This is a genomic window from Halomonas citrativorans, assembly GCF_014898005.1.
Taxonomy (GTDB): Bacteria; Pseudomonadota; Gammaproteobacteria; order Pseudomonadales; family Halomonadaceae; genus Vreelandella; species Vreelandella citrativorans.
On sequence record NZ_JABUYX010000050.1, the window covers coordinates 1 to 3473 of the forward strand.

The window sequence follows — 3473 nt, forward strand, 5'->3', positions numbered from 1 at the left end:
GCCATGATCTACCTGATTGGCAGCCCGGTGGGCCGCGTGTTCGATCAGGCCAAATCCACATGAAGTGACGAAGAACCCTAAAAAAACGCTAACGAGTACAAAAAGTGAAACAAACAAGAGGAATACTCTTTTCCGCATACGTAAAGAGGATGAAAGAATGATTTTTTCCAGTAAAGCCTTTTCAGAAGAGGTAAAGGACGTATCAGAAGGGCAGTGTCATCAAGCGCTCTCGAGTTCCCAGTTATTGCAACTAGAAAGGCTAGAAATACAAATGATGGCAGCCAGCCAATACTTGTATAAGCAATACATAATGTGCCGTGAGGTTTGAAAGCACAAGCGTGTGGTTTGGGAGGTGGGTAGGCGCTACTCAGTAATTCGGCTAGGATTATCAAATACGAGCGCATAGGGGCTAAAGTTAATTCCTTTTCGGCCGATAGAGTTTATAGAATTCATGTTTTTTGTCTGCGAGGACTGTACTGATGGCAACAATTACCTCCCTTGGTGTTGGTTCAGGGTTAGATCTCACCGGTTTGCTGGATCAGCTTCAAGATGCCGAGCGCGGTAAGCTTGAGCCGATTACGCAGCAAAAAGCCGATCAAGAAGCCAAAATTTCCGCTTACGGGCAGTTGCAAACGTCGCTCAACGCATTTAACGATGCGGTGGCCAAGATTAACGACCCAAAGCTTTATCAAAGCCTTTCCGCCAATGTGCGTGGCGATGATATAAAAGCCACTACCTCGGCGAACGCGCTGCCGGGCAGCTACCAGGTAGAAGTTAGCCAGGTCGCGACATACGGCTCGCTTGCCTCTGAGAGTATTACTGAGATAGATAAACCCTCAGATCCATTGGAGCTAAACGGTGCGACCGCTATCAGGCTAAATTTTGTAGGTAGTGAGAGCAAGCCGGTCAATATCGAGCTTGATGCCAACAGCTCGCTAAACGATATTCGTGATGCAATTAATGCCAATAAAGACGCCGGTGTTAACGCCACGATTATTAATGACGGCGATGGCTACCGCTTGGCACTCAGTTCCAAAGTCACGGGGGCAGACGCATCCATTGATAGCTTTGAATTTGTAGGTGGAGCAGGCCCATTCGGCAAAGCGGAAGAAGCTGGCGCCAAGCAGCAGGGGCAAAATGCTTCTTTAACGGTGAACGGCATCACGATTACCAGTGCCAGTAACCAGGTGGAGGATGCTATTCAAGGGGTAACGCTTAACCTGGGTGAGCTAAGCATTGCCGAAGGCGAAAAAGCGACCAGCACGGTCAACATTGAGCGCGATACCCTAAAGCAGCGCGAAGCGATCAACGATTTTGTCGACGCGTATAACGATTTAAAAGATACAACTAACGAGCTTACTAGCTTCAACGCTGAAAGTGGAGCAGCAGGAGAGCTACTGGGTGACCGTGCCGTTCGTACAATTGAGTCCCGCCTGCGTAGCGTGCTTACCGGGGGGGTTGAGGGCGGCGAGTTTTCTACGCTGAGCCAACTGGGCATTACCTTAGAGGCTGGCACTACTCTTAGCGGTAAGCTGGAAGTTGATGATGAAAAGCTCGATAACTTAATCGCCAATGACCCGCAGGCGCTAAGCGCGTTTTTTGCGGGCGATAATAAAGACGGTGGTTTAGCCGGCAAGTTAAACAGCTCCATTGAGCAAATGACCAGCAGTAACGGCGTACTCACAGGTGCCGTTACAGGTGCTGAGAGCAACGTAAAAAGCCTGGACGAACGCTATGCGCGCATGGAAAAAAGCATCGATGCAACGATTGCCCGCTATCGCGCCCAGTTCAGCCAGCTGGACGTTATGGTGGCAGAGATGAACAGCATGAGTTCGTACCTGACCCAGCAGTTTGATGCGCTGGATGCCCAGCTAGGCCGCTAGTAGTAACCCCATCCAGGCCCTTGTAGGAGCGAATGAAGCAGCCCATAGCGCTGCTGGAGCAAGGGCGGCTAGCTGCACAAATGTAGTGCGCGGTAAGCGAAGCGCACCCGCAAAGCAGCGCCCCGCGCTGCCGGGGTAAGGGCGACTAACGCCGCCATCGCCGAGTAAACTCAGCTCCCACAAAACCACTGGCTCCGCTTCGAAAACCGCGCATTGCCCCAATCATTACCCGCTGGGTGAAGCGCCACATGCAGCGGCTTGGCGCAGGCGTTAATCTTGAAACGCTCACCAGTCTGGTGGAGGACAAAGACATGCTGGCAGAAAACCTGGAAAATCTCTTGAGAAAAGAGCGCCTGAAAGCGTATCAAGAGGGCTATGAGGAAGGTTATCAAGAGACAAAGCGAAAAATTTTTAGGAATCTGCTTGTCTTTAGATTTGGCCAATTACCCAATTGGGTGGATGAACAGCTGCAAAAAGCAACGCCTGAGCAGCTAGCCGTTTGGTCGGAGCAAGTGCTTGTCGCTGATAGCCTGGAAGCGCTATTTACTCAGTAAGGCGCGTTTGTTATGAGCGTGGTTGAGCAAGGGCGGCTAGCGCCGCCATCGCCGAGTAACTCAGCTTCTACAACCTGTCTTGCCAGGCCTCAAAAGTGATCGCCCTTGCGCGGCCGTGCTAACATCCCCGGTACTGCGCAGGAGGGCCCATGGCAAATCACTACGACACTGGCTATAAAGAACTTTTCAGCTACCCTGAATTTGTTCAACAACTGCTTGAAGGCTTTGCCCCGCCAGAAATCTCTGAGCTGATGGATTTCAGCACATTAAAACTCCATAGTGGCAATTACATCACACCGCTTTTTGAAGAGAAGTTTGAAGATCTGGTCTGGTCGGTGCAGGTGAACTGGCAAGGGGCTATCCAGGAGGTCTACCTCTACCTGTTACTTGAGTTTCAATCCAGTGTAGATCGCACGATGCCCATTCGGCTGATGCACTACGTTGCCTGCTTCTATGACCATTTGCTAAAAGCGAAAGCGACCACGCCCGGTAAAGGCTTGCCGCCCGTGTTCCCTGTTGTGTTGTATAACGGGACAGAGCGCTGGACGGCCAAGCATGATGTCTACGACATGGTGCAGCCTAAACCACCCATCTTTTTACAGCCTTACCAACCGCACTTGCGCTATTACTTGATTGATGAGGGTGCTTACACGGACAAGGAGCTGGAGCAGCGCCATAGTCCATTAAGTGGTATATTTGGCATCGAAAATGCGGCGGCAAGTTGGGAAAGCTTGCAACAAGCGGTTGACCGCATTGTCGCGATCATTCAGGCAGACCCCCATAAACCGCGCATTGACCCAATCATTACGCGCTGGGTGAAGCGCCACCTGCAACGGCTTGGCGCAGGCATCAACCTGGAAGCGCTTACAAGTTTGGTGGAGGATAAAAACATGTTGGCAGAAAACCTGGAAAACCTGGTGAAGAAAGAGCGGCTAGAAGGTCGTCAGGAAGGTCGCCAAGAAGGTCGCCAAGAAGGTCGCCAAGAAGGTCGTCAAGAGGCTGAGAAGTACGCATTACAAGAAAAACGTGAAACGGT

Annotated in this window: 3 protein-coding genes; all 3 read left to right on the forward strand. The window is 51.1% G+C overall.

Going from position 1 to position 3473, the window contains the following annotated elements; genetic code table 11:
• Positions 1-479 precede the first annotated feature (479 nt).
• Positions 480-1883, forward strand: coding sequence for a flagellar filament capping protein FliD (gene fliD / locus INT20_RS17815; RefSeq protein WP_193054296.1), 1404 nt, complete (start codon positions 480-482; stop codon positions 1881-1883).
• A 248-nt stretch (positions 1884-2131) separates the two neighbouring features.
• Complete coding sequence (locus tag INT20_RS17820; RefSeq protein ID WP_193054297.1) at positions 2132-2437, forward strand: hypothetical protein; 306 nt, start codon at positions 2132-2134, stop codon at positions 2435-2437.
• 149 nt (positions 2438-2586) lie between these two features.
• Positions 2587-3473: Rpn family recombination-promoting nuclease/putative transposase (locus INT20_RS17825; RefSeq protein WP_193057442.1), on the forward strand; the 887-nt coding region annotated here is incomplete at its 3' end.